Below are 23,884 nucleotides of genomic sequence, written 5' to 3'. Positions count from 1 at the left end.
ATGTAGCCGGACAAGAACCATATAAACAGATGATCATGGTGACGATAGAACCATGAATCATCTGTTTTTTCATTTATCCCTTGTAAAACTTTCGGTACACCGCGGGTGTTGTACCTTCATACTTTTTGAATATTTTAATAAAATACCCCGGCTCATTGAAGCCGAGCTCGCTACTGATCTGGGATACCGGAATATCTGTAGCTTCAAGCAGTTGCTTCGCCCATTTCATCTTCAAGCGGGCAAGATAGCTGGAGAAATTCTCACCCGTTTCTTTAGCGAACAGCCGACTAAAATAGCTTGGACTAATGTGACACAAGTCAGCCATGGCTTTTAGAGAGAAAGTTTCACCCTTGTGCTCATAAATATATTCAAAGGCGGGTTTGAGTACAGAATTTCCATATGGAATATCCTCATTCCCAGAGGAATTCAGATAGGCATCTGCTAAGAAATTATTCATTTCTTTCTTAAGGCTTTCAATATGCTTCAGTGAGTAGCCAGGAAGGATCTCGGACAACTGCGGACTGGACTGCATAGCCGAAGCCTTTTCGAACATTTCTGCGAGAAGATTTTTATTCATCGCTTCTTCAACAATATAATTACACAATAAGGACAACATGTTGGAGATCATCTGAATTTCCTGATAGGTCATTGTCGGCAGATCGGCATAGTAGTCCTTAAGCTCCTCCCATTTGGAGCTGTACAGTTTTTCATTTTTTGACGTGAGGATTTGTTCTAGCTGTAAGGCGTTCGAAGGATCGGCTAGGCGAACCTGACCTGCCATGACGGCGCCGATATACTTATCGTCGATAATGATCGGCACCGCGATGTCGACGATGTCATAATGACAGAGATAAATATAAGGTTTGTTGGAACGCACCGCTTCAAGTCCACCACGAGAATCACATTTTTGGCAGTAGGGGAGGAGATTCTCATCTTGGCGAACCTTCTTGCAAAACGATTGGCATTGGCTGTGGCTGGTTACAGGATTCCCTTTATAATCGACGGTGAGAATGGCTAGTTTGGTAACGGATGCCAATGAATCCTGCAACTGCTCCCACTTCTTCAAATCAAAGATTTTCTGGATGCTCAAATGTTCACGTATCAAGATTCTCATCCCTTAATGGTAAATTCTCCTGTAAGCAACAACAAAAAAGTACAATTTGCATTCTTCAGTGCAAAAAAATACGATTGCAGATTATAATATATTCCTTGATTCCTCCAATGTAAAGTTCACAGGGTTCGTTTATAGTTTTAATCAGAACTAAACCAACACAACTAAAGGGAGGAATTATAGATGAGAAAAGCTTTTATCAGCCCCAGCAAATATGTACAAGGTGAAAACGAATTGTTGAATCTGGGTTATTATGTGAGCACCTTTGGCAAATCTGCTTTACTGATTGCGCATCCGGCCGATGTGGAGCGGGTGAAAGATAAGCTTGATTCCACCACGGAAAAATATAATGTGACTTTTATTGAAAGCGGTTTTATGGGTGAGTGCTCCAGACAGGAAGTGTCCAGACTTCAGGAAATCGCCACTGCGAACGGATGTGATTGCATCGTTGGTCTCGGCGGTGGCAAAGCGATTGACGCGGCGAAATGTGTGGCACAAGGAGAAGCACTTATCATTTGTCCGACGATTGCTGCGACGGATGCGCCGACAAGTCACTCGGCCGTTCTTTATACTCCAGAAGGCGCCTTCGACGATTACGCCTATTTTAAACAAAGCCCGAGTGTCGTATTAGTCGACACCACCGTAATCGCCAATGCACCAACCCGATTCCTCGTGGCAGGTATGGGTGATGCACTGTCGACTTACTTTGAAGCCCGTGCGACCTCTCGTTCTTACTCCAGGGTCAACGCCGGACTGCCTAACGGAGTACGCGAGGGGCAGTGTGCGCCAGCCGTAGGGACGAATGCGGCAATGGCACTTGCAACGTTATGTTATGAAATGCTCTTAAAAGACGGCGCCAAAGCCAAAGCGGCATGCGACGAAAATCAAGTTACACAAGCGCTCGAAAATATCATTGAAACTAATATTTTACTTTCAGGTCTTGGCTTCGAAAGTGGCGGACTTGCTGGGGCCCATGCGATTCATGATGGACTCACCATTTTGGAAGGCACGCATCATTATTACCATGGAGAGAAAGTCGCATTCGGTACGATCGCACAGCTGGTGCTCGAAAATGCACCAACGGAGGAATTGCATCAGGTACTGGATTTCTGTTTAGCCATCGGTTTGCCAGTCTGCTTCGCCGATATCGGCGTCGATCATATCAGTCCAGAAGAACTCATGGAAGTAGCTGCCAAGGCCTGCATTGAGGAGGAATCGATTCATGCCATGCCGTTTCCGATCACAGTGGAGCAGGTTGCAGCGGCAATTGCTACGGCCGATCGGATCGGCAGCCAGTACAAAGCGGAGGTAAAGTAGCATGAAAAAAGTTATCAATCGTGCGGAAAACCTGGTCCTCGAGATGTGCAGCGGTATTGCGCTCGCGCATCCTGAGTTGGAATTTCTACCAAAATATAAAGTGCTCAAGAAAAAGGAACTGAACACGGAGAAAGTAACGCTCATCAGCGGTGGTGGTAGCGGACATGAGCCCGCTCACGCTGGCTTTGTCGGCACAGGGATGCTCGATGCGGCGGTCTGCGGTGATGTCTTCGCCTCTCCTTCACAAATTCAAGTGTATCAGGCCATTCGAGCAACAGCTGGGAAAAAAGGCACACTGCTGATTATCAAAAATTACAGCGGTGATATCATGAACTTTAGAAACGGCGCCCATCTGGCTACTGAAGACGGTCTGGAAGTGGACTATGTAAAGGTTGAAGACGACATCGCTGTAGAAGATAGCTTATATACGGTTGGACGGCGCGGTGTAGCGGGCACGGTACTTGTGCATAAGATCGCGGGTGCAGCGGCAGAAGAGGGCCGCAGTCTGGCGGAAGTCAAAGCAGTGGCCGAGAAAGCTGCTGCGAATGTACGCAGCATCGGATTCGCATTGACGTCATGCACCGTGCCGGCGAAGGGTTCGCCAACGTTTGAGCTTGGGCATGATGAAATTGAGTATGGTGTCGGCATCCACGGTGAACCAGGGATCAGACGCGAGAAGCTGACGGATGCGGATACGCTGGCAGACAGAATGGTGACCGACCTCCTTCGGGATATGCAGATTGAAAATGGATTCGGTGGAGAAATTGCTCTGCTGATCAATGGTTTCGGCGGTACTCCCCTGCAAGAACTGTACCTCTTCAATTATGCGGTTACTCGCAAATTAGCAGCGAAGGGGATCAAGATCAATCGAGCTTTCGTCAACAATTATATGACGAGTATTGATATGGCGGGCATCTCAGTTTCCATCATGAAGCTGGACAACGAGCTGCAAACCTTACTTTCCCATGAAAGTAACGCGCCTGCGTTCAAGGTGTCTGGACCTGTAAATCATGTTGAATTCACGGAGCTTTCAACTGTAGCAGACGAAAATCGGCAAGTATCTTTTGAAGTGGAAACCGCCCCTGCTTGTGCGGTTATTGAAGACAACAAGATTACGTTAAACAATTTGATCTACCTGGTAGACAAAATGAGTGCGGTTATCATCAAAAATGAGGTGCCTTTCTGCGAGCTCGATTCTCATGCAGGCGATGGCGATTTTGGCATGAGCGTTGCGAAGGGATTCCGTCAGCTGAAGCGGGAATGGAGAGACATCCTGCACCAAGACTCTTTGACGATGGGAAGCTTTCTCCATTCGTGCTCGCTTGTCATCATGGAATACTGCGGCGGCGCTTCGGGTCCGATCTGGGGCTCAGCATTTCGCGCAGCGGCACGATCTGTGGGTGAACGACGCGAACTGACCGTTACTGAATTCGCGGATATGATGCAGGCTGCGGTGCAAGGCATACAATCGACAGGCGAACGTTCTTTCGGCAGAGGGGCCGTCGTTGGAGATAAAACGCTTATTGATGCATTAGTGCCTTGTGCGGATAGCTGGGTGGAGAGCGCAAAATCAGATGTTGACGTGAAGGCAGCCTTTGTACGAGGTGCTCAAGCCGCTGTACTAGGAGCCAAGAAGACGGAAGACATCGTGGCGCGTATGGGACGTGCCGGAGCGGTCGGAGAGAGAAGTCTTGGTTATCCAGATGCGGGGGCTTATGCGCTTGGAGTGATTTTTACAGAGCTTGCTGAATGTTTGAACTAATTCGCTAATTCTTAAAAATTCAAGGTTTGTTCATTGCAATTGGGATGTATAAGGTTTATAATTTCAGACGGATTCAAAGGGCTTATCCCTGAATCCGTGGGAGTTCATCCCATCTGAGCAGGCTTACTGCATGCTCAAATAAGAATTAAGCGAGGGATTTACAATGAAAACCTGCTGCACCATCCAAGTTGACGAAGACAGTTTAGTTATTGATTTGCCAGAAGAAGGAACCACGCTAGAGTCCCTGCTCGGTGATATTGAGAGCTGTGGAGGCAGTGAAGAACCTTGGCTACAACTTATTGACAAGGTAATGGGTAATTCATCTGAGACTGTACTGACAGATCAAGCGACGGATGGCGGCGATATGAACGAAGATCAGGCAACCCAAGAACCTCAAGCTGCCGCTAAGGGATAATAGGGACACCATACGTTACGTTAAGATAATATTATTAAATTATCCAATCACATATAAGATCATGATTAAGACTGCTGTACCGTGCCTTGGCATCGGGAAGCAGTCTTTTTTTAGGTTCAAGAGTTGCAATAGAGACTTTTTTAATCTGCTAACCACCCAAGATTAGCCAAATTTCTCAATAAATAAATGAGACTTTTGTCCCTTCAGTACTCTACATATTCAACGAAGGGATACCTATCCCAAAACAGTGACTTCTTGTTCATTTTCTGGGATAAAGTCGAAATGTAACATGGAAATAACTATAATAGTAGTAACATCCATATACAGGTAAGTGACATCGAATGTGGAACCTGATCCTCTTGTTGTATAAAGGAGGGAGCAAAAGAGCGGAGAACAACGTACTGATAAGTCTCATCTACTTTATTAAAAGGAAGGAATGTGTAAATGATGATTAAGCAATGGGTCCTGCCAAGGATCGTAAAAAGAGTAGCAGTAATGTTAACAGCAGTATTGCTATTAACATTAACGAATGGGTTCAACTGGAATGCACAAACAGCAGAGGCAGCCGGGACGACTCCTGTGGAACGTTACGGACAACTTTCAGTAAAGAACGGAAAATTGGTGGATAAAAATGGACAGCCTATACAGCTCAAAGGTATTAGTTCTCATGGCGTTCAGTGGTTTGGGGATTTGGTAAACCAGGACACTATGAAATGGTTACGGGACGATTGGGGCATTTCCGTGTTTCGAGTTGCGTTGTACACTGAGGAAGACGGATATATTGCCAACCCTTCTTTAAAAAATAAAGTGAAAGAAGCAATTGAGGCAGCACAGAAACTGGGCCTGTATGTCATTATTGACTGGCACATTCTTTCAGATGGCGATCCAAACATTCATAAAAATGAAGCCAAAGCTTTCTTTAATGAATTTTCTACTAAGTATGGTCATTTGCCTAACGTAATCTATGAACTTGCTAATGAGCCAAATGGGAATGTGAACTGGAACAATCAAATCCGACCTTATGCATCCGAGGTATCTCAGGTTATCCGAGCTAAGGACCCGGATAATATCATTATTGTAGGAACAGGTACCTGGAGTCAGGATGTGCATGATGCAGCAGACCATCCACTTCCAGACAAAAATACAATGTATACTGTGCATTTCTACGCGGGTACGCATGGACAATATTTGCGGGATCGGGTTGATTATGCACTGAACAAAGGTGTAGGCATTTTTGCTACCGAGTGGGGCACAAGCGACGCTTCGGGTAACGGTGGTCCGTTCCTGAATGAATCCAAAGTATGGACAGATTTTCTGGCCAGTCGTAAAATCAGTTGGGCCAGTTGGTCGCTTGCCGACAAAAATGAGACCTCTGCTGCGCTGTTGCCTGGTGCCGACCGCAAGGGCGGATGGCCTGATTCACAATTAACCGCTTCCGGTAAATTTGTAAAACAGGCGATTCTGGAAGGCTCCAGCAGTCATGGTGGAGGAAGCAACGGCGGGAATAACGGCGGAGACGGCAATAATGGTGGTACTAACGATGGTGGAAATAGCGGTGGCGATCACAGTGGAAGTACACCAGGGGGTAACAATGAAGGGATTGCACTTCAATATCGCACCGATGACACGAACGCCAAGGATAATGCAATCCGGCCTCAATTTAATATCAAAAATACCGGAAAAACAGCTGTGAAGTTAAGTGATCTGAAAATTCGCTATTATTACACAGATGAGAGCAAACAAGCTCAGCAGTTTTTTGTAGACTGGGCCAAGCTTGGCAATGATAAGGTAAAAGCAACTTTTGTAACATTGCCAAATCCGAAATCCAAGGCAGATAAATATGTGGAGATTTCTTTTACAGATGGAGCGGGAACGATTCAGCCCGGTGGCGAAACCGGAGAAATTCAATCTCGTATTCATGCAGCGAATTGGAGTAATTTTGATGAGACCAACGATTACTCGTATGGAGCTGCCCAAACAGCATTCGCAGACTGGGACCATGGCACCGTATATCAGCAGGGTAAGCTGATATGGGGCATAGAGCCCTAGAATTTGCCATAGCTTATACTAACTATAGTACGAGTAAAAGATATGGGACTTTGGGTTACGGTCTTTTGAAGATATGAAGTATATCGTATGCGCCTTTGGTGTATGACATATAATACCAAAGTGCCATATGACATTCAACTTTTGTGGTGTATACACTACTTCTATAGTACAGATGGGTTGGTTCTAATGAACCGATCCTCTATAAACAAACCCCCGCTGTTGCCGTTATAGGCAGGCGGGGGTTTTAATGTTGCTGAAAATTAGCCTCAGTTCAACCGGATGTCTATACCAAATCAAAAGCTTTGGCCAGCAGCCGATAGGACTGAACACGTTTATCAAAGTCATGAATAGAAGAAACGATCAGCAACTCATCAGTGCGGTACTGCTCAGCCAGTCTTAGTAGCTGTTCCTTGCACTGTTCAGGTGTACCTACAACACGCCATGCTGAGGATTGACGCAGTCGCTCACGATCAAATTCCGTATATGGATAGGACATGGCTGTTTTCACGGATGGAAGAGAAGTCATCTCTTTACCCTGCATGAGTAAAAGGAAATACAAACTAGCACTAGACGCCAGTTGCTCAGCTTCCTCTTCAGTTTCAGCGCAGGCGACCGTAACTGCCGCCATAGAGTGCGGCTTATCTCCTAAGATCGAAGGCATGAATTGCTCATGATACCGCGCAGTAGCTTCTACGCCGCCCGGAGTACCGAAAAATTGGGCAAAGGCATAGGAAGCGCCCATCATCGCGGCCAATCTGGCGCTCTCTCCGCTGGAGCCAAGCAACCATAGCTCAGGTACGGTTGATATCATCGGGGAGGCATGAAGACCAGCAAACCGATGATTGTCAGGCACTGAATCATGGAAGTAGTCGATTAAATCTAGAATCTGCTGTGGATATTGTTCGACAGCTTGGTATTTCCCTTCCTGCAAAGCGCGAGTAGCCAGCGGCAAGCCGCCGGGAGCACGCCCTATTCCCAAGTCAATGCGTCCTGGGTGGAGCGCTTCCAGCAAGCGGAAGTTTTCAGCTACTTTATATGCGCTGTAGTGTGGCAGCATAATACCACCAGAACCCACACGAATACGCGATGTATGAGCAGCCAAATGGGCAATCAATACCTCAGGGCTGGAGTGGGCTAATGTTTTGGATGCATGATGCTCGGATACCCAATAACGGCTATACCCCAGTTGATCAGCTTCACGTGCTAAATTTGTTGTATTGGATAATGCATCTTGAGCGGTACCGCCTTCAGGAATATGAGATTGATCCAGTATACCTAGTTTAAGCATTTTACAATCACCTCTTACACAACTGTATCAGACACAACTCATTAGGTCAAAATTCAAAATGGCTAGGTTGGAGTTTGGGGATCTTTTCGTTATAATAAAAGATGCATAAGGGATGAGAGAAACATCTCAGCTCATGGAGAGGGGATTAAATTTGTGTTAAGAACACCTTTGGGGCGTGTCCGGCTCATGCTCTGGATTCAAGCTATAGCGTATTTGGCAATACTATTTACCCACCAGCCGCTGCAAGCTGCGGGCATGACCCAGGCGGTTATGGTGATTGGTAACATATACCGGGTGAGCTTTCTGTTGCTCCTCGTTGCTTTGATCTATGGAAAAACCGCACTACATTGGTCTATACGGAGACCTCTTTTCATTATGTTTGCATCCTTCATTCCGTTTGGTCTGATGATTATGGATTTTGTTTGGGTGAGAAAATGGACAGGGGATTCGGCAGCAGAACAGCGAACTGCATCGTAAACTTTACAGAGGTGCTTCGCTGTGAAGTGACGAGAAGCTTGTCTGTGGAAGTGAGACTGGCTCCGATGCAATAGAAAGAACATTACGCAGATGGATGCGTGGTGTTCTTTTTTTATGCACCGGAGGAAACCATGCACTCAATGTAATGCTAAGGTTTGAACTAAAAACTCAGCCGTCTTGCGTCTGTGGAAACCTTCAACCCAATGTCCGGTGAATGGATAAATTTCGATCATTTTCGGTGACTCCATGCGGTTGTAGGCGGCGAAAATCGTTTCTGGCATGCACACCGTATCCTTCAGCCCTACAGATACCATGACCGGAATACGGATACGATGAGCCAGATTCATCACGTCAAAGTAACTTAATGTATGTAGTACCTGTTCTAAATGCTCAGGGAAGCGGTTTGCGAATTCGGCAGCTTCTGTCAGTGAGCTGGTAGAATTCATCATGCCAAAATCCATATGACACATATTGGGGATATCTGCTGCTACAGTGGCAGCTTTATCGCTGAGCGCAGCCACCATTAATGCAAGTCCACCGCCCTGGCTGGCGCCACTGATTACGATTTTAGCTGAATCGACATCGGATTGCTCTGCCGCCCAATCTACAGCTCTAAGGGCATCGGTTGTAATCGTTTTGTAGTAGCAGGTATCCTTGTCCAATATTCCTTTCGTGACCCAGCCTTTAACGGTCCCATGAGGATCATTCCGACGATCCCCCGTTTCTCCTCCCTGACCTCGGACATCTACCGCCAATACTGCAAAGCCAAGCATCAGCCAGGATGAATAATCTTCAGGATAGCCTTTTCCACCTGTATAGCCATGAAATAGAACGATGCACGGCAGCTTTTGGTCTCCAGCAAACCGAGGGCGTACATACCAGGCATGTAGTGGCGTATCATCAACACCCTCAAAAGTAACCCGATAGGCCATCATGTGAGGATACGGTGTTCCTATGGGCGTTTTGAACGCACGTACAGGTTTGGCGTGAGCTTCTTTCAGTGTTTTGTCCCAGAATAAATCCATATCTTTAGGGGTGGTAAGATCGGGAGCATACTGCTTCAATTCTGCAATTCTTTTTTCAATAACATTCATAATCAATATTCTCCTTCATATAGAATGAGTTCGCCTTAGCTTTAACTCGGTAAAGTGGATTTCTCCAGCTTTCTCAGCAGCTCAAATGCTTGTTCATTAGTGTTTCCGCATGTGTCCTCATCAGCATGAAAGCCACTGCATACGGCGGGTCGCTCAGGCTTGCCGAATAATTGGCAACGGTAATCGGGCGTGAGCTGAGGGCAAGGAACACCAGCGGGTTTTCCATCCGGCATGCCGGGTATAGGGGAAGAAATCGTAATGGCAATGCAACACGCAGCACATCCTACTCGACACTCCAATGGGGGTCACTCCTTATAATCTGTTATTTTTGTAACTTATGCATGAAGTGACTTCAATGAAGCCATAATGTGAGGATGGCACAAAAAAAGCAGGAATACAAGGATAAACGAATAGGAGACACACTTTCCACTTAAAGAGCATAAATAAGATGGGAAGTACGTAGGATGGTATCATCCTACGAATCAGCATTCCATTGAGTGGTAATATTAACCAATTGATCTCTGTGTGTTCAAAAGGAGTTCGAGTGGTTAATAATAGAACACAACGATAAAAACTTAAACGAGGTGACGCAAAATGAGTTGGTTATGGGCATTGATTGTTGGTGGTATTATTGGTTGGTTGGCAGGAATTATCGCAGGTCGTGATGTTCCGGGTGGCGTGATTGGTAACATCATCGCTGGTTTTATCGGTGGATGGTTGGGTAGCTTGATTCTGGGAGACTGGGGTCCTGAAATCGGATCGTTCTACATCGTTCCTGCATTAATCGGTGCGATTGTGCTGGTCGTGATTGTAAGCTTGATCTTCCGTTCCGTTGGACGGAGCAGAGGCTAACTTTGCGAATTATTGAATAGACCCGTCCCAATGGGGTGCGAGTTAAAAATGGAAAAAAGCTGCTTCCGCAGGGTTCACAAATGAACCTGCGGGAGCAGCTTTTTTCTTGAGATACAGTTACATAGTTCCTATTGAAATCGTCTGATATGAGGAACAATTAGCACGCCCAGCACGATACACATGCCGATGGTTGCAAACATGCCAATGGTGAGGATGCCGCCAAGCTTGTCCGCCACGGCACCTACGACCAGATAGCCAACAGGAAGTAGTGCAAAGGAAAACATCAGATCCAGACTGGCTACACGTCCAAAGGATTCAGCGGGGACTAACTCCTGCAGGCTTGTCTCCCAGATAATCGCAAATATCATAATGCCAAATCCTTCGAGCATCATGCTCATAATTAAGCCTGGCATCCAGGTGACTATAGACAACAGCAGCAAGGCAAAACCACTGACAAAAGCTCCTAAGTAAGCGAGCAACCCACGGTGCTTCCAATGCTTGCGCGATCCATACACAAAGGCGCCCAGCATGGCACCAATACCACTACTTGCCATTGCGGTCCCGTATACAACTGGATTATAGCCATGATGAACCTTGAACAGCCACGGAATGAGTACAGCAATAATACCTGAATAACAAATATTAATGAAGGAAAAAGCGAGAATCGTAATCCATAGCCAAGGATGGCTTTTGAGAATAGCAAAGCCTGCTATAAAATCCTTGAGAAAATGTTGTCCACCTTGATCCTCCTGTTCTAAATCGGACTGACGCTTGCCGATGACGGAGGCCAAATGAGCGCTTAGCATCCAAAAGCAGGAAAAGGATACCAGGTAAGCAATAGAGTCCAGTCCAAAGCCGACACCTGGGGAGGAAAAGGATACGATAAAGCCTCCTAACGGCGGACCGAGAAGACGAACGGCTTGTATACTGATTTGACTTAGCGCATTGGCAGCATTGCGGATGTCCGGCGTGAATACCTGTGCACGTAAGGCCGAATAAGCCGGATTAAAGATACCATCCATCAATCCATACAATGCGAGGCCTACAAAAAGGAACGGCAATTTCATCCCGTTAGAGAACATCAGCACAGATGCAACGAACATCAGGCCAAAGCGGGCGATGTTCGTGAACAGAAGGAGACGAATCCGGTCAATTCTGTCCACAATCATTCCTGCGAAAGGAAGAATAAGTACGTTTGGCAGCATATAAACCGTCATCGCTAGTCCCATGATGGTTGTCGAGCCTGTCAGAGAATAGATAACCAGTGGCAAAATGACTGTCGTGACGGAGCTCCCTAGCATAGCGATCCAGTGTCCAAGCCACAAGAGGGTGAACGCTTTGGATTGCTTTAAAGGTGAAGTAAAGGTAGCCCAGGCTGAGTGCCTTCCTTCGTGGGATAAAGTTGAATTTTGGGTATCCATGATCACGCTCCGGTAAATATTTCTAATTTGTAATCCGCATATTAAAACCTATTATACGAAATCTCTTAGGTGATGGTACACAAAAAGTTACTGCAAGGGGAGCAACAATGAATAGCCTGCCTATGATTGAGTCAACCTAGAATAGCATTAGATGAAAATATAATAACTAACCTTTTAGATAGGGATTATTGGATAAAAGCATTGACGTACGAAAATGGATGATGTACTATTCAATAACCAACTTGCGCTAGGTTATCAAGAAAAAGGAAAAGAGTGTGGATAATATGAGAAAGTTTAGTCTTTTACCTGTTGTACTCATTGTGATGGCATTGCTGGTTTCGGCTTGCGGTAACAATGATAAAGCCGCTGGTACGAATAATGCATCTACCGGAGAGAACGGTTCTAATAATGGAAAAGCAGATACAACGGCTGCAGCTACTCTTGAATCTGTAAAAGCGAGTGGCAAGCTGAGAATCGGTACGGAAGGTACCTATGCTCCCTTTACGTACCATGATGCTGCTGGAAAACTGACAGGCTTTGACGTCGATATTGCAACCGAAGTAAGTAAGCGTCTGGGTGTGCAACCCGAATTTATCGAGACACAATGGGACGGAATATTTGCAGGCTTGAACTCCAAGCGGTTTGACACAGTATTCAATGAAGTGTCCATAACAGATGAGCGCAAGCAAAAATATGATTTTTCCGATCCGTACATTGTCTCCAAGGCGGTTCTGATCGTGAGTGAAGATAATACTGACATCCACAAATTCGCTGATCTAAAAGGTAAAAAGGCAGGACAATCCCTGACCAGCAACCTGACTCAGATCGCCAAAAGCAACGGTGCGGAAATTGTAGCAACCGAAGGATTCAACCAAGCTATTGATCTTCTTACTTCCAAACGGGTAGATGCGACCGTCAATGATGGATTATCCTACCTGGATCTGAAAAAGCAAAAGCCTGATGCTCCAATCAAAAAGGTGGACGAATCTACAGATGCTTCACACAGCGCAGCCGTATTTAACAAAGGCAGCGAAGATTTGATCAAGGAAGTCAACAAAGCATTGGCTGATATGAAGGCTGACGGTACGTATCTGAAAATTTCAGAAAAATATTTTGGAGCCGATGTGTCCAAATAATAAAGGATGTCTGTACAATGGATGATCGCCAAATACAAATTATTATGGATTCATTATTGCCTCTGCTAAAAGCAGGGGTTTCTTTTACGATTCCGCTCACGCTGATCTCATTTGCCCTGGGACTCGTGCTGGCGCTAATCACTGCGCTCGCCCGGTTGTCCAAATGGAGAATACTCAAGCTGATTTTCGGCTTCTATGTATGGGTGATTCGAGGTACCCCTTTGCTGGTGCAATTGTATATTATTTTTTACGGTTTACCTTCTGTTGGTATTACACTGGACCCGTTTATTGCTTCAGTGATCGGCTTTACGCTTAGTGTGGGGGCCTATAGCTCTGAAATTATGCGTGCGGCTATTATTTCCATTCAGGAAGGTCAATGGGAGGCAGGATATTCCTTGGGAATGACACGCTCGCAAGTACTGCGGCGGATTGTGCTTCCTCAAGCTTCCCGTGTATCCGTACCTCCGCTTGCGAATTCATTCATCAGCTTGGTAAAGGATACTTCACTGGCTGCCACTATCACCTATGTGGAAATGTTTAGAACGGCTAATCAGATTGTAGCTACCACATACGAACCATTGTTAGTGTATACCGAGGCAGGAGTAATTTACCTGCTGTTTAGCACGATATTGACGGTGCTGCAAAATGATTTGGAAAAACGTCTGAGCCGTTTTTCCGTTAGATAAAGGAGACTGTACCGGTGATCCAAATTCGGAATATACACAAGTCGTTCGGCTCGCTGGAAGTGCTTAAGGGTATTGACGTGACGCTCGATAAGGGAAAAGTGCTTGTAATTATCGGCCCTTCCGGTTCTGGTAAAACAACGTTTTTACGCTGCTTGAATTTGCTGGAGGTTCCCGACCAGGGGGAGATTCAGGTAGGTGATATTGCACTGAATTTTGCGAAGGGAACGAAGCTCCGACAAGAAAACATTTTGGCGCTGCGTAAACGGACAGGGATGGTATTTCAATCCTACAACCTCTTTCCGCATATGACTGCCGTGCAAAATGTGATGGAGGGGCAAGTCACGGTTCAGAAAAAAAGCAAGGACGAGGCGCGCAAACGGGCATTGGAACTGTTGAAAAAGGTAGGATTGGCTGATAAAGCAGAATCCTATCCGCATCAATTGTCGGGAGGACAGCAACAACGGGTCGGTATTGCCCGGGCAATGGCAGTCCAACCTGAGGTGCTTTTGTTCGACGAACCGACCTCTGCTCTTGATCTCGAGTTGGTAGGTGAGGTGCTCAAGGTCATAAAGCAGTTGGCTGCCGAAGGGATGACGATGGTTATTGTTACCCACGAAATGAAATTTGCGGCAGAGGTTGCGGATCATGTAATCTTGATGGATCAGGGCGTAATCATTGAGCAGGGTAAGCCACATCAGGTGCTGGAGCAGCCCACCAGTCCACGGGCCATCCAGTTTCTCAATCGATTGAGTGGGGAAACGGAATAAACTGAACAGAAAGGCAGCTACAGCCAGGGGATTGAAAATAACGCCCCAGGCCAGTAGCTGCCTTTTATTCGTCAGTGGTCCTCTCTTTTATTTCACTTTCATTTTTAATGTAATCAAAAAGGTAATTAAAAGAATACAACAGCCTGTTAGGAATGGAGCAAACATATTTGCATCAAATAAAAATCCCGCTAGAGTAGGACCTAAAATATTTCCGACACTCATATAGGCATTATTCATACCAGCTACATACCCTTGCTCATTACCTGCCATCTTCGACAATTGTGTATTAAGAGCTGGACGAAGCATAGCGGTGGCAAAGAAAATAAGGGAAGTCACAAGAAAGATACTCCAAAAATCTTTGGCAAAGAGAAGTAAAATATAAGCGGCAGAGGTGAATAGAAGCGAGCCTTTGATCAACCTTTTTTCACCAAATTGATGGATCATTTTCGCAACAACCAATGCCTGCATACCGACGCCGATCATAGCACCTGCCGTTAAAAGGATTGAAATATGTTGCGGTGAGAATTGGAAGCGATTCGTTACATATAAACCAAGAACGGATTCAAAATTAGCGAGTCCAAAAGTCATCACCAGAACAATGACAAAAAACATCGCATATTTTGACTTCAATGACCTTGCATACTGTTTGAAAATAGATTCTCTTTGATGATTAATTTTTGCCCGTGCTGCCTTCATTTGTTCTTTCGATAAACTTTCAGGTAAACAAATGATTGAAAAAATAACTGCAATCATAGCTGCACCTGTTGCTGTATACAGCGGCATTCTCGTTCCATATGCTGCAAGGAGGCCGCCAAGTCCTGGACCAATAACAAAACCAAATGACATCGCTGCCGCTAGTAGGCTATTCCCTTTGGCACGTTCTTCGGTCGTAGTAATATCAGCTACATATGCCATCATGGGCGGAATAATCAGGGCTGCTGCCACTCCTTCCAGAAGTCTTGAGGTATACAGCATCCACAGTTCATCTCCAATAGCAAAAATAAATTTAGCTACCGCAAAAATAATAACACCTACGACGATAAAAACTTTTCTCCCATATCGATCAGACAGCTGTCCCGTCATGGGCGAGAGCAGGAATTGCGTTATGCCATAGGCTGCCACCAATAAGCCGATGGCTCGCCCACTGGCACCAAATTCAATGATTAGTTCCGGCAGAATAGGAGTAATCAAACCAACGCCGACCATCACAATGAATATATTGATCATGAGAATTGCGAGTATTCTTTTCATACTAAAAAACCTCCTTATCCATTGGTTTCTGGATAGGAGGCAGACATACGAACAAGAAGATACACTGCTCCCGTCAAAGAAGCAATGCTCTTATCGTTAATACCCAAAAGCCTACACTAATCCTATCCAGAAAATTCGTAAGATTACGTTTTTTCTTTGGAAATAGGATTAGTAGATCATTGGCTTAAGGTCACCCTTTCGGTACTTTATTGCTTATCAGTATAACATAAATTTCATAATAAGACAGTAAAAGGATTAATCAGAAGAACCCAACTCTTCCTTCGGAGGCATTTTTTAGCCAGTCCTGCTTGCGGCTTTTATCAAGCTCGCCCCGCATGCCTTTAATAATCAGCTCAATATCGGCTTTTCCTTGCTCATGCCATTCTAGAGCCGTGCTGACATACAGTTCACCAAGCTGAGCCAGGGAGAAGCCGTCCGTCATCGTTGCCGCCTTCTGTGTACCTGTCTCACCTGCAAAAACAAGGAAGTTACGCAGCTTGAGATACGCGAGTCGCAGCGCTTCGTCAGGCAAACTAATTTCGTAAGCCCGATCGAAACGCCCCGCCCGGTTCATCAGTCCCGGATCAATTTTTTCGGGATAATTGGTCGTTCCGATCAGGAAGATACCCTCCTTGGATGTAGCGCCGTCGAGCGTATTCAGGAAAAAGGAACGAACCTCCTGAGGCATAGAATCAATGTCCTCAATGACCAGCACCATTGGAGCCAGGCGAGTAGCTGCCTCGAACACCTCTTTGACTGATTCACTGGTTGTATATTCTGTAATTTGCCAGTAAGCGGCCGGACCCGGTACACTGCTGGCAATTGATTTCACAAGTGTTGTTTTGCCGTTACCTGGATGGCCGTACAGTAGAATTCCACGCTTGTAAGGAATGTTATAAGTCTGATAAAAGGTACGATCTGCTTCAAAAAACTGATCAAGTGATCGGAAGATATCCCGCTTGATTTCCGCTTTCAAAATCACATCATCCCGCGTAATGGCGCGGGTTATCGGCTCTGCCTGCCGGGAGAGTCCTCGGCTTGTATCGGTGAAGACGGTGACACGCTTCATATTTTGCTTGCGTTCACGACCGCGTACGCCGGCGAGGAAGCTTTGCAGTTCCTGGTCGCCTATGGCAAATACGTAATCTTCATTGTATACGCCATTTTCACGGAAAAAGGGGACTCGTGCCAGTGCGATCCCCCACTTGGGATAGGCAAATACATTATTGCGCATCGACAGATGCACACCATATTCAGGCGTTGGCCCGTCATCGTCATATTGAATGGTGCGTTCCTCCAAACGATCGAAGACCCGTGCCACATGCTCCAGATCAGGGCTGCCTGAACGAATATCCTCCTCCAGCAGATCCCAATATTCAATATTGGGATCATCACTGGCATACAGCTCATATTTTACGCCATAGCGGTTATAGAGTGCTTCACTAATACCGTCGATCAGACGGGCATAAGCGGCATAACCGGTAATGCGTCCATCTGTTTGTTCGTCAAATTCATAAATAGCTGGGATGTCTATACTCAACATTATTTTGCTCCTTTCAGGGCGGCCAGCGGTCTACATTTGGCTACAACGGCTGCGAGTCCTGCCCCGGTAACACTTTCAATAATATCATCTACATTTTTGTAGGCTTGTGGAGATTCGTCGATAATACTTTCCAGAGATGCCTGGTTGACCACAATTTCGTCGTCTGTCCCAACACCCAGGGCACCTGCAAAATCGTCTACACTTACAAGCCGCTTGGTCGCAGAACGCGAGCGAATACGGCCCGCTCCATGACAAATGGAGTGAAAGTTATCCTGACCGCCCGGTAAACCTACCATAATATAAGAGGCAGTCCCCATAGAGCCGGGGATCAGGGCCGGATGCCCTGTTGCCTGATAAGGCCGCGGATTGTCGGGATGTCCAGCTGGAAGAGCGCGTGTCGCACCCTTACGATGAACAAACACGCTGCCATGATCCGGATGGGACTCATTCCAAGCATAATTGTGCATCAGATCGTACAAAGTACGCAACTCGCACTTTGTACCAAAAACATCACGGAAGGCCTCTCGCACGGAGTATGCAATCAGATGTCGGTTCACCACAGCATAATTCAGCGCTGAATACATCATATCCACATAATGTGCTGCCTCAGGATGATCCAGCGGTGCGAATACCAGTCTCGGGTCGGAGGTGCCAAGACCGAGACGGCTCATCACTTTGGCAATGGCAGATGAACTGTTCTGGCTGACTGCTCCACCCCAAGCACGTGATCCGGAATGAATCATCACAGCTACCTGACCATCAAACATTCCCCAAGCTTCAGCGACTTCTCTATTTTCCTCCGCAATTTCAATCGCTTGAATTTCCACGAAATGATTGCCTCCACCCAACGTACCGAGCTGCCGATGAGCCCGGTGCCAAGTACGGTCTTCGACAAGATTCAGCACTTCCTCGTCAAAGGAGAACTTACTGTGCTCTACATGGGTCAGTGAGGTAGATTTCTTAGGAGTGTAGCTATCGGGAATGTATTTATTAGGCAAGCCATGCAAACCCTTGCGTACAATATGCTCCAGTCGTATATCCGAATAATGTCCGCGTTGGTGGGCTTCCATTGGCAAGTATTTGTCGATCGTCTTAACCAGCTTGCGACGCAGCTTAATTTCCTTCAAAGCATCCTTGTGCAGATTGGTCAGGTGTACGCGCATGCCACAGCCAATATCGCTGCCAACGATGGAGGGAGATACATAGCCGTCTTCCATTCCCCACACCGCAGTTGTACCGATGCAGGTTCCGACGCCTACATGTACATCCGGTGTGTATCCCATATAGCGGATTCCAGGAATTTGTAAATTGTTGTTAGCCATCTCGAACACTTTGTAATCCAGTGAGGAGAAGAGTTGCTGCGAAGCGTACACGGTCAAATCTCCTGCTGGAAGCTTCATCAGATGGCTATATGGTCCTTCATGCAAAGATGAGTTGGTCATAGGTTGTATATTCATAAAATGGGTAGTTCCCTTCTTCATGTAAATTCATAACATCGTATAGATAGATTTGAAAAAAACAAAAAAGCCGCAGACTTGTCGTCTACGGCTTCCTGCACCGAAAGTGTCATTACATTTTATGATCAGTACATCATACAATACATCATAAAAACATAAATAACCTGTTCTTTCAATAGCATAAAAAAATAAAAAAGCCTGGTACATCACGCCGTCAGACAGCGTGACATCCCCATCATGTCGCCCGAACGGGACCGATGAGACGAAATTTCGAATATGTGGTTGTATCTTGCTGACTAATCGTCGTTAGCGTGTAAAGCTTGATCATGTCTGTCGGCCCCCTTTTCTTAAAGTTAATTGCTATGTTAATGGAAACCTGTGGAAGCTGTCAACCCTGAAAGGTAAAAACGTGGAAAAATGTGACTATACGCATGGTGAAGTGTGAGTAACATCATAGTTCAATTGACCCAAAGCTGTTATTGTACTGAATATTCAAATATTCAGATATTGTTGATTGTTATGAAAACAATTCTGTGAGGAGGACGGCGCAGGCATGGAAGGAGATCTCCAGAAGTTTAAGGCTGACTTTTTCAAAGCGTTGGCTCACCCTCTGCGCATCCGCATTTTGGAAGTGTTGAGTGAAGGGGAACGGAATGTGAACGAGCTGCAGACTGCGCTTGGTTCCGAAGGTTCTGCTGTATCGCAGCAATTGGCTGTTTTACGTGCTAAAAATTTGGTGAACAGCTTCAAGGAAGGCACAACGGTCGTGTATTCACTACGTGATCCGCTCTTAACAGAGCTGTTAGCGGTGGCGCGGCGGATTTTTGACAATCATTTAGTCGAAGCGATCTCGTTGCTGGAAGGAATACGTAACGAGAAGTAATGCTACTACAGAAAAGAAGGGTTACAGGAATGAAGTGGATAGGAAGGTTCGAAGGCTATAACGCAGGGGCTTTACGAAAGGATCTAATTTCTGGAAGCATTGTAGCGATTGTGGCCATCCCGCTCGGTATGGCGTTCGCCATTGCATCGGGGGTAAAGCCGGAATATGGTCTGTACACAACCATCGTGGCGGGGATTGTGATTTCACTGCTGGGTGGGTCCAAATTTCAGATCGGAGGACCTACAGGTGCGTTTATTCCGATTTTGCTGGCTATTGTTATGCAATACGGGTATGAGAATCTACTTATAGCCGGTTTTATGGCAGGTATTATCCTCATTTTAATGGGTGTTCTTAGGCTGGGGGTGTTGATCAAGTTTATTCCCAAGCCAGTAACCATTGGCTTTACAGCTGGGATTGCCGTGACAATCTTCAGCGGTCAGATTGCTAACTTTCTCGGCTTGCGCGGGGTAGAGCGACATGAAACTTTTCTGCCTTCGATGGCAGAGCTCGTCCATCGACTTCCTTCACTCAATGTGTACAGCATCCTGACAGCCTGTATCTGTCTTGCTGCGCTTATTGTGGTGCCTAAAAAATGGCCCAAGATACCTGGCTCACTGGTCGGCCTACTCTTGTCAACGCTGGTGGCAGCTTTGCTTTTTCCTGGGCAGGTGGCTACGATTGGCTCTGCTTATGGCGCAATTCCAGCATCTTTGCCTGAGCTGCATGTTCCTACGATGACGTGGGAATTAATCGTGAAGCTCTTGCCGCCAGCCCTTGTTATAGCGATGCTGGGGGCTATTGAATCGCTACTTTCAGCGGTGGTAGCTGACGGGATGACGGGAACCCGCCATAACAGCAATCGCGAGCTGGTTGGACAAGGGATTGCCAATGTGCTGACACCACTATTTGGCGGCATTCCTGCGACAGGTGCCATTGCCCGTACGGCCACCAATATCCGCAACAACGCGGTATCTCCTATGTCAGGCATTGTGCACGGGGTCGTTGTGCTCCTCATTCTGATGCTTTTTGCACCTTATGCATCCAATATTCCGTTGGCCAGTATGGCACCGGTGTTGATGGTGGTCGCCTGGAATATGAGTGAGCGCAAGCATTTTGCACACATCCTCAAAACACGGACAGCGGATTCTATTGTGCTGGTCGTCACCTTTTTGCTGACGGTTTTTACGACGCTGACAACGGCTGTGGAGGTAGGTCTAATTCTGGCAGTTGTACTGTTTGTCAAACGCATGAGCAGTACGCTTTCAGTAGATAAGGTGCTTCCTGACCCTTCTGTGAAGCATGAAAAGGTAGGCGCACATATGGTCACAGAGCAGCACGATTGCCCACAGGTGGCTATTTACAATGTGGAAGGCCCCCTGTTTTTCGGTGCAGCTTCGACGTTGGAAAACTCAGGTGTAGGGGGACAGACTGGCCACCTGCAAGGGATTTTGTTGTTGCGTATGGGCAAGGTCCCTTTTATGGATATGACGGGAGAAGCTAACTTTACTGCCTTAATACAAAAATACCGGAAGTCTGGTGGCACAGTGCTTGTGTCCGGGCTTCAGCCTCAACCGCTGGAATTGCTGCAGAAAACCGGATGCTACGACATGATCGGACAAAATCACTTTTTTGAACATACTGGAGAGGCCTTAACGGCAGCTCTTGCTATGGTGAATCAGGACCGGTGCAGTGGGTGCAGACAAATGGCTTTTCGAGAATGTACGAGCCTGTGTCGTAGAACCCAGGAACCCAAATCTTCCTTTCCAGAAGGAGCCGTTTCGGTTCCCATACCTGTAAATAGCAGCAGATAGCGCCCTTCTACTTTTGCTGCTGAATGCCGAAAACCTCTTCTATGATCCGAAACAAAATGCAGTATGAAAGACTCGCATTGGTTTCGAAAATGGAAGAGGTTTTTCACTTCTTCAAGAAAAAAAGGAATAAAATTCAAAAAAAATGCTTGAATATCTGATTTTGTGACACTATACTAGATTCAAAAGATACCATATGTTTCATTCTTTTGTTTTAAATTGTATTTTAATACGTGATTACCAACCTCCTCGATCACTTCTAGTATTCTACCCTACCTTTTTCTTCATTTTTTCACTTACTTTTTCCTAGACCTGTCACAGCTCTTGCTTGAATGTCGTTTCTTGTGGTCTGCACCAAAGGTTATTCACCTCAGAATATGACCTATGGATTTCACCCCAGAATCTATATTTTTAAAGGAGGTGAGTACCAGAGGCTATTTGTGAGTTTTTGACGCTGCTGCCCTTAAGGCTGTCTTTGAGAATCCAAAAAACCAAGTAAAGGGAGATGAAAAGTATAGTATTGATTAAGTCGAAAAATGTTAAAAAGACGCTGTCGGTTGGTTTTACCGCTATTCTTGCTTTTTCTCTGATTTCTCCGGTGTATGGAGATTCCAGCACAACTTCCTCAGCAGGAGCATCGACGATTAGCGCTAAGGTTTCAGCCAAGCTGAACCAGCAATTCAGTACCAGCGAGTATGTCACTTATCTGGTTAAATTAAAGGATCAGGTAGACACGGAGTCTGTTGCTAAGCATGCTTTTCAGAAGGCTTCCGCCGAGCAGATTTCCCCTGCTGCTGCTAAGCTTTCTGTACGCAAAACGGTGGTCAGCTCTCTCATGGATACCGCAGAAAAAACTCAACAGTCTGTGGAAGAATACTTAAAGAAGGAAGTCAACAACGGAAACGTCAAAAAGTATAAGAGTTACTTTATCGTGAATGCATTTGCGGTAACCAGTACCAAAGAGGTCATGGATAATCTCGCTACCTTGCCTGAGATCGACAAAATTTTACCGGATGAAAAGCGGGAGCTGCAAAAGGTAGAAATCGATAAGGATGCCCAGCCGGTAGGGGAGCAATCAACAGCAGACCAAGCAGTTGCAGATCAAACGGCTGTTGATGCGGCTGTGACGGAAGAGAATGCACAAAAATCAGTGGAAGAATCCGTATATAAAGATGCGGTAGCGCCAAGTCGTGTCGAGTGGAATATTTCTAAAATCAAAGCACCACAGGTGTGGGCCAAAGGTATTGACGGCAAGGGCGTTGTCGTTGCCAATCTAGATACAGGTGTTGAATATACTCACCCGGCACTGAAAAGAAAATGGCGGGGGCTTAATGCTTCTGGACAAGTCGTGGACCCTGAACTGAGCTGGTATGATGCGGTTAATGGAGCATCACTGCCCACAGATTCCAATGGACATGGTACACATACGATGGGGACAAGTGTTGGCTCAGACAGCAACGGTACGAATGAAATCGGTGTTGCTCCAGGGGCCAAGTGGATTGCCGTTCGAGTATTCAATCCGGATACCACAGACTCCATCTTGCTGGACGGTGGGCAATGGATTCTTGCGCCTGTAGATAAAAACGGCAAAAAGCACCCTGAGCTTGCACCAGATGTGGTGAATAATTCTTGGGGTGGTGGACCTGGCCTGGACGAATGGTATCGCCCAGTCACCAAGGCGTGGAGAGCAGCTCAAATTTTCCCTGAGTTCTCTGCAGGCAATACAACACTGTCGAATCCGGGTGGACCTGGATCTGTGGCCAATCCGGCAAATCTACCGGAAGCCTATGCCACAGGAGCCACCGATATCAATAACAAGCTGGCCAGCTTCTCGTTGCGTGGTCCTTCTCCTTACGGCGAAGTGAAGCCAGAAATTTCGGCTCCTGGTGTAAAAATTCGTTCTTCTGTACCTGGAGGAGTTTATGAGGGTGGCTGGAACGGCACCTCTATGGCAGGCCCGCATACTGTCGGATTAGTGGCATTGCTGCTTCAGGCTAAACCATCATTAACCGTGGATCAATTGGAGGATGTTATTTCAAAAACAGCAACACCGCTGACAGACACCCAGTATCGGACCTCACCCAATAATGGTTATGGATATGGTCTGATCGATGCGCTTGCTGCGGTGAACTCCGTACTTAACTAAAAATAATCAAAAGATGTAAGAAAGATCCCCGAAGATCCCTTTGGGCGGCTCGTACAAGAACGCATGCACCTGTTAACTGTGTGTTGCACTCATGACGTAGCCGCTAAAAAGGGGTTTTCGTACATATATGAATATAAAATTCATAGAATTTCAAGAAAAATGCAAAAAAATGACTTGTATATCTGTTTTGATAACTTTATACTATCCATAATATATGCTGTTATATCAATTTTTAATATAAAATGTAATGATATAACATGTTTTTTTCTTCGAAATGCTCCTGCTTTTTCTCCTAGGTATCTACTGAATTTCATCGCTTTTCTATTGCATTAAACTCACCTATGAAGAACTGCCATCTACGAACATATCTATATATTTTTGTGTCTCTTTATAATCTATGAAGGAGGTGGTCGCAACACAT

General features: G+C 46.0%; 20 protein-coding genes. 12 read left to right on the top strand and 8 right to left on the bottom strand.

Annotation, left to right across the window (positions count from 1 at the left end; all coding sequences use genetic code 11):
• Window positions 1–73 precede the first annotated feature (73 nt).
• A complete protein-coding gene (locus ABEW32_RS24705; protein ID WP_430192724.1) occupies window positions 74–1,105 on the bottom strand; it encodes a PocR ligand-binding domain-containing protein in 1,032 nt (343 codons plus the stop codon).
• A 189-nt stretch (window positions 1,106–1,294) separates the two neighbouring features.
• On the opposite strand from ABEW32_RS24705, the gene ABEW32_RS24700 reads away from it, so the two are divergent.
• The 4 genes from ABEW32_RS24700 to ABEW32_RS24685 all read left to right on the top strand — a co-directional run bounded on the left by ABEW32_RS24700 (window position 1,295) and on the right by ABEW32_RS24685 (window position 6,654).
• Window positions 1,295–2,428 carry a glycerol dehydrogenase gene (locus ABEW32_RS24700; RefSeq protein ID WP_430192722.1) on the top strand — a complete coding sequence of 378 codons (1,134 nt, stop codon included), beginning with the start codon at window positions 1,295–1,297 and terminating at the stop codon, window positions 2,426–2,428.
• 1 nt (window position 2,429) lies between these two features.
• On the top strand, window positions 2,430–4,190 hold the full coding sequence (gene dhaK / locus ABEW32_RS24695; protein WP_430192720.1) for a dihydroxyacetone kinase subunit DhaK: 1,761 nt from the start codon (window positions 2,430–2,432) through the stop codon (window positions 4,188–4,190).
• Window positions 4,191–4,353: 163 nt separating this feature from the next.
• On the top strand, window positions 4,354–4,605 hold the full coding sequence (locus ABEW32_RS24690) for a hypothetical protein (RefSeq protein WP_013372537.1): 252 nt from the start codon (window positions 4,354–4,356) through the stop codon (window positions 4,603–4,605).
• A gap of 444 nt (window positions 4,606–5,049) precedes the next feature.
• Window positions 5,050–6,654, top strand: a complete 1,605-nt coding sequence (locus tag ABEW32_RS24685; RefSeq protein WP_430192718.1) for a cellulase family glycosylhydrolase — start codon at window positions 5,050–5,052, stop codon at window positions 6,652–6,654.
• A 283-nt stretch (window positions 6,655–6,937) separates the two neighbouring features.
• Here ABEW32_RS24685 and ABEW32_RS24680 read toward each other — a convergent pair whose 3' ends face one another.
• Window positions 6,938–7,942 carry an LLM class flavin-dependent oxidoreductase gene (locus ABEW32_RS24680; protein ID WP_430192717.1) on the bottom strand — a complete coding sequence of 335 codons (1,005 nt, stop codon included), beginning with the start codon at window positions 7,940–7,942 and terminating at the stop codon, window positions 6,938–6,940.
• Between the two features lie 153 nt (window positions 7,943–8,095).
• On the opposite strand from ABEW32_RS24680, the gene ABEW32_RS24675 reads away from it, so the two are divergent.
• Window positions 8,096–8,419, top strand: a complete 324-nt coding sequence (locus tag ABEW32_RS24675; RefSeq protein WP_016324638.1) for a DUF3817 domain-containing protein — start codon at window positions 8,096–8,098, stop codon at window positions 8,417–8,419.
• Between the two features lie 137 nt (window positions 8,420–8,556).
• Here ABEW32_RS24675 and ABEW32_RS24670 read toward each other — a convergent pair whose 3' ends face one another.
• Window positions 8,557–9,513 carry an acetylxylan esterase gene (locus ABEW32_RS24670; RefSeq protein WP_430192715.1) on the bottom strand — a complete coding sequence of 319 codons (957 nt, stop codon included), beginning with the start codon at window positions 9,511–9,513 and terminating at the stop codon, window positions 8,557–8,559.
• Between the two features lie 41 nt (window positions 9,514–9,554).
• Window positions 9,555–9,812, bottom strand: a complete 258-nt coding sequence (locus ABEW32_RS24665) for a YkgJ family cysteine cluster protein (protein WP_430192713.1) — start codon at window positions 9,810–9,812, stop codon at window positions 9,555–9,557.
• A gap of 295 nt (window positions 9,813–10,107) precedes the next feature.
• Between ABEW32_RS24665 and ABEW32_RS24660 the strand changes: the two genes are divergently transcribed.
• A complete protein-coding gene (locus ABEW32_RS24660) occupies window positions 10,108–10,365 on the top strand; it encodes a GlsB/YeaQ/YmgE family stress response membrane protein (RefSeq protein WP_013372531.1) in 258 nt (85 codons plus the stop codon).
• 128 nt (window positions 10,366–10,493) lie between these two features.
• Here ABEW32_RS24660 and ABEW32_RS24655 read toward each other — a convergent pair whose 3' ends face one another.
• Window positions 10,494–11,786 carry an MFS transporter gene (locus ABEW32_RS24655; protein ID WP_430192711.1) on the bottom strand — a complete coding sequence of 431 codons (1,293 nt, stop codon included), beginning with the start codon at window positions 11,784–11,786 and terminating at the stop codon, window positions 10,494–10,496.
• 284 nt (window positions 11,787–12,070) lie between these two features.
• On the opposite strand from ABEW32_RS24655, the gene ABEW32_RS24650 reads away from it, so the two are divergent.
• The 3 genes from ABEW32_RS24650 to ABEW32_RS24640 are packed head-to-tail and all read left to right on the top strand — an operon-like array spanning window position 12,071 to window position 14,375.
• Window positions 12,071–12,922, top strand: coding sequence for an amino acid ABC transporter substrate-binding protein (locus ABEW32_RS24650; protein WP_430192709.1), 852 nt, complete (start codon window positions 12,071–12,073; stop codon window positions 12,920–12,922).
• A 17-nt stretch (window positions 12,923–12,939) separates the two neighbouring features.
• Window positions 12,940–13,608 (top strand): amino acid ABC transporter permease, encoded by a 669-nt coding sequence (locus ABEW32_RS24645; RefSeq protein ID WP_430192707.1) that lies wholly within the window; start codon window positions 12,940–12,942, stop codon window positions 13,606–13,608.
• Between the two features lie 14 nt (window positions 13,609–13,622).
• Window positions 13,623–14,375, top strand: coding sequence for an amino acid ABC transporter ATP-binding protein (locus ABEW32_RS24640; protein WP_430192705.1), 753 nt, complete (start codon window positions 13,623–13,625; stop codon window positions 14,373–14,375).
• A gap of 87 nt (window positions 14,376–14,462) precedes the next feature.
• Here ABEW32_RS24640 and ABEW32_RS24635 read toward each other — a convergent pair whose 3' ends face one another.
• The 3 genes from ABEW32_RS24635 to ABEW32_RS24625 form a co-directional block, all read right to left on the bottom strand.
• Window positions 14,463–15,626 (bottom strand): MFS transporter, encoded by a 1,164-nt coding sequence (locus ABEW32_RS24635; protein ID WP_430192703.1) that lies wholly within the window; start codon window positions 15,624–15,626, stop codon window positions 14,463–14,465.
• A 259-nt stretch (window positions 15,627–15,885) separates the two neighbouring features.
• Window positions 15,886–17,169 (bottom strand): AAA family ATPase, encoded by a 1,284-nt coding sequence (locus ABEW32_RS24630; RefSeq protein WP_430192701.1) that lies wholly within the window; start codon window positions 17,167–17,169, stop codon window positions 15,886–15,888.
• The gene (locus ABEW32_RS24625) at window positions 17,169–18,626 is read right to left on the bottom strand and encodes an RtcB family protein (protein ID WP_430192699.1); all 1,458 of its coding nucleotides are present in this window, start codon (window positions 18,624–18,626) and stop codon (window positions 17,169–17,171) included. The genes ABEW32_RS24630 and ABEW32_RS24625 overlap by 1 nt, the downstream gene beginning before the upstream one ends.
• A gap of 553 nt (window positions 18,627–19,179) precedes the next feature.
• Here ABEW32_RS24625 and ABEW32_RS24620 point away from each other — a divergent pair.
• From ABEW32_RS24620 to ABEW32_RS24610, 3 genes are all read left to right on the top strand, one after another.
• Window positions 19,180–19,509, top strand: coding sequence for an ArsR/SmtB family transcription factor (locus tag ABEW32_RS24620; protein ID WP_007431533.1), 330 nt, complete (start codon window positions 19,180–19,182; stop codon window positions 19,507–19,509).
• A 29-nt stretch (window positions 19,510–19,538) separates the two neighbouring features.
• Entirely contained in the window at window positions 19,539–21,320 is a 1,782-nt protein-coding gene (locus ABEW32_RS24615) for a SulP family inorganic anion transporter (RefSeq protein ID WP_430192696.1), read from the top strand.
• A 517-nt stretch (window positions 21,321–21,837) separates the two neighbouring features.
• Window positions 21,838–23,463, top strand: a complete 1,626-nt coding sequence (locus ABEW32_RS24610; RefSeq protein ID WP_430192694.1) for a S8 family serine peptidase — start codon at window positions 21,838–21,840, stop codon at window positions 23,461–23,463.
• Window positions 23,464–23,884 lie beyond the last annotated feature (421 nt).

It is taken from the genome of Paenibacillus jamilae (assembly GCF_050482105.1).
GTDB classification, from domain to species: Bacteria; Bacillota; Bacilli; order Paenibacillales; family Paenibacillaceae; genus Paenibacillus; species Paenibacillus jamilae_B.
This window is presented reverse-complemented; position numbering and strand designations above follow the sequence as displayed.

Bases quoted from the DNA above. Each gene is read 5' to 3' on its own strand.
- ABEW32_RS24625 (WP_430192699.1), bottom strand. From the start codon at position 18,626: ATGAATATACAACCTATGACCAACTCATCTTTGCATGAAGGACCATAT.
- ABEW32_RS24615 (WP_430192696.1), top strand. From the start codon at position 19,539: ATGAAGTGGATAGGAAGGTTCGAAGGCTATAACGCAGGGGCTTTACGA.
- ABEW32_RS24635 (WP_430192703.1), bottom strand. From the start codon at position 15,626: ATGAAAAGAATACTCGCAATTCTCATGATCAATATATTCATTGTGATG.
- ABEW32_RS24660 (WP_013372531.1), top strand. From the start codon at position 10,108: ATGAGTTGGTTATGGGCATTGATTGTTGGTGGTATTATTGGTTGGTTG.
- ABEW32_RS24645 (WP_430192707.1), top strand. From the start codon at position 12,940: ATGGATGATCGCCAAATACAAATTATTATGGATTCATTATTGCCTCTG.
- ABEW32_RS24655 (WP_430192711.1), bottom strand. From the start codon at position 11,786: ATGGATACCCAAAATTCAACTTTATCCCACGAAGGAAGGCACTCAGCC.
- ABEW32_RS24670 (WP_430192715.1), bottom strand. From the start codon at position 9,513: ATGAATGTTATTGAAAAAAGAATTGCAGAATTGAAGCAGTATGCTCCC.
- ABEW32_RS24620 (WP_007431533.1), top strand. From the start codon at position 19,180: ATGGAAGGAGATCTCCAGAAGTTTAAGGCTGACTTTTTCAAAGCGTTG.
- dhaK (WP_430192720.1), top strand. From the start codon at position 2,430: ATGAAAAAAGTTATCAATCGTGCGGAAAACCTGGTCCTCGAGATGTGC.
- ABEW32_RS24700 (WP_430192722.1), top strand. From the start codon at position 1,295: ATGAGAAAAGCTTTTATCAGCCCCAGCAAATATGTACAAGGTGAAAAC.
- ABEW32_RS24690 (WP_013372537.1), top strand. From the start codon at position 4,354: ATGAAAACCTGCTGCACCATCCAAGTTGACGAAGACAGTTTAGTTATT.
- ABEW32_RS24650 (WP_430192709.1), top strand. From the start codon at position 12,071: ATGAGAAAGTTTAGTCTTTTACCTGTTGTACTCATTGTGATGGCATTG.
- ABEW32_RS24685 (WP_430192718.1), top strand. From the start codon at position 5,050: ATGATGATTAAGCAATGGGTCCTGCCAAGGATCGTAAAAAGAGTAGCA.
- ABEW32_RS24630 (WP_430192701.1), bottom strand. From the start codon at position 17,169: ATGTTGAGTATAGACATCCCAGCTATTTATGAATTTGACGAACAAACA.
- ABEW32_RS24680 (WP_430192717.1), bottom strand. From the start codon at position 7,942: ATGCTTAAACTAGGTATACTGGATCAATCTCATATTCCTGAAGGCGGT.